General features: G+C 74.5%; 2 protein-coding genes and 1 pseudogene. 2 read left to right on the forward strand and 1 reads right to left on the reverse strand.

Annotation, left to right across the window (positions count from 1 at the left end):
• Positions 1-1,318 (forward strand): annotated as a pseudogene (locus JNW87_RS41080) (FtsX-like permease family protein); the annotation flags it as partial.
• Positions 1,319-1,468: 150 nt separating this feature from the next.
• Here JNW87_RS41080 and JNW87_RS35885 read toward each other — a convergent pair.
• Positions 1,469-2,839, reverse strand: coding sequence for a serine/threonine-protein kinase (locus tag JNW87_RS35885; RefSeq protein ID WP_109800111.1), 1,371 nt, complete (start codon positions 2,837-2,839; stop codon positions 1,469-1,471).
• 553 nt (positions 2,840-3,392) lie between these two features.
• On the opposite strand from JNW87_RS35885, the gene JNW87_RS35890 reads away from it, so the two are divergent.
• On the forward strand, positions 3,393-3,907 hold a 515-nt coding region (locus JNW87_RS35890), incomplete at its 3' end, for an RNA polymerase sigma factor (protein ID WP_238455227.1).

Below are 3,907 nucleotides of genomic sequence, written 5' to 3' on the forward strand. Positions count from 1 at the left end.
CCCGGCGGGCCGGCCGGATGCGGCTGGCGTTGGGCGCGCTGGTCTTCGCCGCCGGGGTGGCGGCGCTGGTCGGCGCCGGCCTGGCCGGTCAGGTGCCGCTGGTGGCCGCCGGCGGGGTGCTCAGCTTCTTCGGCATCGTGCTCTTCGGCCCGGTGCTGGTGCCGGCGCTGGTCCGGGTGCTGGGCCGGCCGGCCCGGCGCTGCTCGGCGCGACCGCCGGGCTCGCCGTGGCCAACGCGGTCCGCAACCCGCGCCGGGTCGCCGCGACCGCCACCGCGCTGGTCATCGGGATCGGTCTGGTGTCGGCGTTCGTGGTCGGGGCGGGCAGCGCGAAGGCGGGCATCGAGCGCGCCGTGGACGCGGAGATCGGGGTGGACTTCCTGGTCACCGGGATCGGGGCGGACCTGCCGGCGCCGCTGGCCGGGGAGTTGGCCGCCCGACCGGAGCTGGGCGTCGTGCACGAGCAGCGCAGCCGCGTCGTCGGCGGTGTCGGTGTGCGGTCGGCGCACCCCGCCCTGATCGGCCGGACGCTGACCGCCGTGGACTCCGGTGACGTCGGCCGGCTCGGCCCCGGCACCGTGCTGGTGCACCGGCAGGTGGCCGCGGCGCGGGGCTGGACCGTCGGCTCGACCGTGACCGTCGCCGGTCGGACGTTCCGGGTGGCGGCGGTGGTCGCCGACGACGGTCCGGTGCTGGCCGGCAGCCCGGTGCCCGCCGGTTTCGTGGTCGACGTGGTGGACGCCGACTTCGGCCGGCTCTTCCCGGCCGAGCGCGGGTACCTGGCGGAGGTCGACCCCGCCGACGGGGTCTCCCCGGCCGCGGCCCGGACCGCGATCGAGTCCGTGCTCGCCGACTACCCCACGGTCAATCTGATGGACCAGGCCGCGTACAAGAAGATGCTCACCGGCACGGTGGACATGGTGCTCGCCTTCGTCACCGCGCTGCTCGGCCTGGCCGTGGTGATCGCGCTGGTCGGGGTGGCGAACACGCTCAGCCTGTCGGTGGTCGAACGCACCCGGGAGAACGCGGTGCTGCGGGCGGTCGGGCTGACCCGGGGCGGGATGCGCGCCGTGCTGGCCGTCGAGGCGGTGCTCACCGCCCTGGTCGGCACGCTGCTCGGGATCGCGCTGGGCACCGGCGTCAGCGCGGGCGCGATGGCCGTGGTGGCCCGGATCGGCGGCGACTTCACCCTGGTCATGCCGTGGGGGCGGCTCGGCCTGATCCTCGCGGTGGCGGTGCTGGCCGCGCTCGCCGCCTCCGTCCTGCCGGCCCGGCGGGCGCTGGCCCGGCCGGTGGTCGAGGCGCTCGGCGCGGAGTGAAAACGGCGCGGTGAGCGACCGCGCTCGGGCCCGCTAGCAGCGGGACCGGAGCGCGGCCGCTTCGGATCAGGCGGTGCGGCGAGGTTGGCCGGTCCCCTGTGGCCGGTGCGGAGCAGCGGCGCACCGGTGCCGGCGATGGATCGGGCCGGTTCAGCCCTCTGGGGTGTCCGGAGGGGTGGTCGTGGTGCTCGTGTCCGTCGGTACCGGCGCGGTGGTCGTGGTCGTGTCAGTCGGCACCGGCTCGGTGCTCGTCGGCGTGGTCTCGACCGTCGAGGGCTCCGGTGATGTCGACGGCGAGGTAGCCGGGGTCGGCGTCCGGCTCGGTGTCGCCGAAGCCGACGGGGACGGCCGGTTGCCCGGCCCGGCCGGACGGTAGGTGCGACCGTCCTGGTCCGTCGGGGCGGCCTCGGTGGCGGCCGGGACCTCGCCTTCGCCGCTGGGCGCGACCCCGGGCGACGTGGTCTCGATCGTGGTGGCCGGGTTGTTGTCGGCCGATTTCGCCGCGCCGAGCGCGGCGCCGAGCGCGATCAGCCCCACCAGCACCGCCGCGAGCGCGCCGACCAGCGCGCCACGTCGCCCGCGCCGACCGGCTCGGCCGACCGTGGCCGTCGGCGCCACGATCGGGTGGTCGTCCCGGGTGGTCATCGGGCCGGCCGGCCTGCGCAGCGTGACCGGCACCATGGCGGTGGGCGACTCGGAGATCGCGGCGCGGGCCGCCGCCGCCATCGCGGCGCCGTCCGGGAAGCGGTCGGCCGGGTCCTTCGCCAGCGCCCGCGCGACCAGTTCGCGGACCGGCTGCGGGATGTCGTGCGACAGCTCCGGCGGCTCGTCGTCGAGGTGCCGCACGGCGACCTGGAGCGGATTGTCGCCGGTGAACGGCGGACTGCCGGTGAGGCAGCAGTACGCCACGGCGCCGAGCGCGTAGATGTCGGTGGCCCCGGAGACCGGACGGCCCGCGGCCTGCTCGGGAGCCATGTAGAGGGCGGTGCCGGGTACGGCGTTCGTGCTGGTGATGCTGGTCACGTTGGTCGACCGGGCCACGCCGAAGTCGACCAGCACGACCGTGCCGTCCTCCTGCACCAGCAGGTTGCTCGGCTTGACGTCCCGGTGCACGATGCCGCGGGCGTGCGCCGCGTGCAGGGACTGGGCCACCTGCGCCACGATCGACATCGTCTCGGCGACCTCGAGCTGCCCGGCGGCCTCGATGCGGCGGGAGAGTGGCTCGCCCTCGACGAACTCCATGACCAGGTAGTCGGCGCGGCTGCCGTCGGGCAGGTCGTCCGCGCCGGAGTCGAAGACCTGCACGATGCCGGGGCTGCGCAGCGAGGCCATGATCCGGGCCTCGGCGCGGAACCGGGCGATGAAGTCGGGGTCGGACACCAGCGCCGGAAGTAGGACCTTCACTGCGACCTGACGGCCCAGCACCTGGTCCGTGGCACGCCAGACGTCGCCCATGCCGCCGGTGGCGACACGTTCGTCCAGGCGGTACCGACCGCTGAGTACGACTTCCGATGACAACACCCCATTACCGTACCCAGAGTGGCGGCGGAGTATTTCCCGCGATCTCTCCCGCCGGAAGCGGCGGCCGGTTCGAGGTCGATTCGCCGAATGGTCGGCGGCATCCGCGCCGTTCGGCCGACCTTGCGGACCCCGGTACGATCGGCCAGGAAATGGGGCTGACGAGTTCGTATGTCCGGCTTCAGGACATCGGATTCACCTGATGTCCGCTGATCGGCGCACCGAGCGTCTGAAAGGCCCCTGCCGTTACACCGACTCGCCGTGTCAGGTTGTAGACAAATCTCACTCTTTCCGATCGAACGGCGGCTTGTCCCACCACCGATCCACTCCTAGCGTTAGCCCGGCTCTGGGCCGCCCCATGGCGCCGGTACCGTATGTCCGCCGACGGCCGTGTTCCGCGGCGTTGTCCATACGTGCGTCCGCCGCTCCGGCGTCGGGCGCGATCGGGTCAGCGGGGGGCTGATGGTGCGGGTGGTGGTCCGGTTGTCGGACAGGGCGGGCGCCGGCCTCGCCGGCTCCGGCACGGGTCGGCCCGCGGATTCGGAACGGCGGGTCCATGACCGGTGAGCTGAACGAGGCGGTCGTCGCCGCGCAGGCGGGGGACGAGGAAGCATTCCGTTTCCTTTACCGCACCCTGCAGCCCGGCCTGGTCCGCTATCTCACCGCGCTCGTCGGCGCGGACGCCGAGGACGTCGCCTCGGAAACCTGGCTGCAGATCTCCCGTGACCTGCCCAGATTCACCGGCGGCGAAATCCGGGCCTGGACGGTCACCATCGCCCGCAACCGCGCGATGGACCATCTGCGCCGGCAGCGCCGCAGACCGTCGCTGCCGGTGCCCGTGCAGGCGCTCAGCGAGCTGGCCGGGGACGCCGACACCGCCGAGCGGGCCGGGGAGACCATCGGCACCGAGGCGGCGCTCGCGCTGATCGCCACCCTGCCGCCGCGGGAGGCCGAGGCGGTGCTGCTCCGGGCGGTGATCGGTCTCGACGCGGAGACCGCCGGACGGGTCCTCGGGCGGCCGCCCGGGCGCGGTCCGCACCCGCCGGCCCACCGGGGGCTGCGCCGGACCTC

It is taken from the genome of Micromonospora sp. ATA51 (assembly GCF_016802855.1).
Lineage (GTDB): Bacteria > Actinomycetota > Actinomycetes > Mycobacteriales > Micromonosporaceae > Micromonospora > Micromonospora sicca.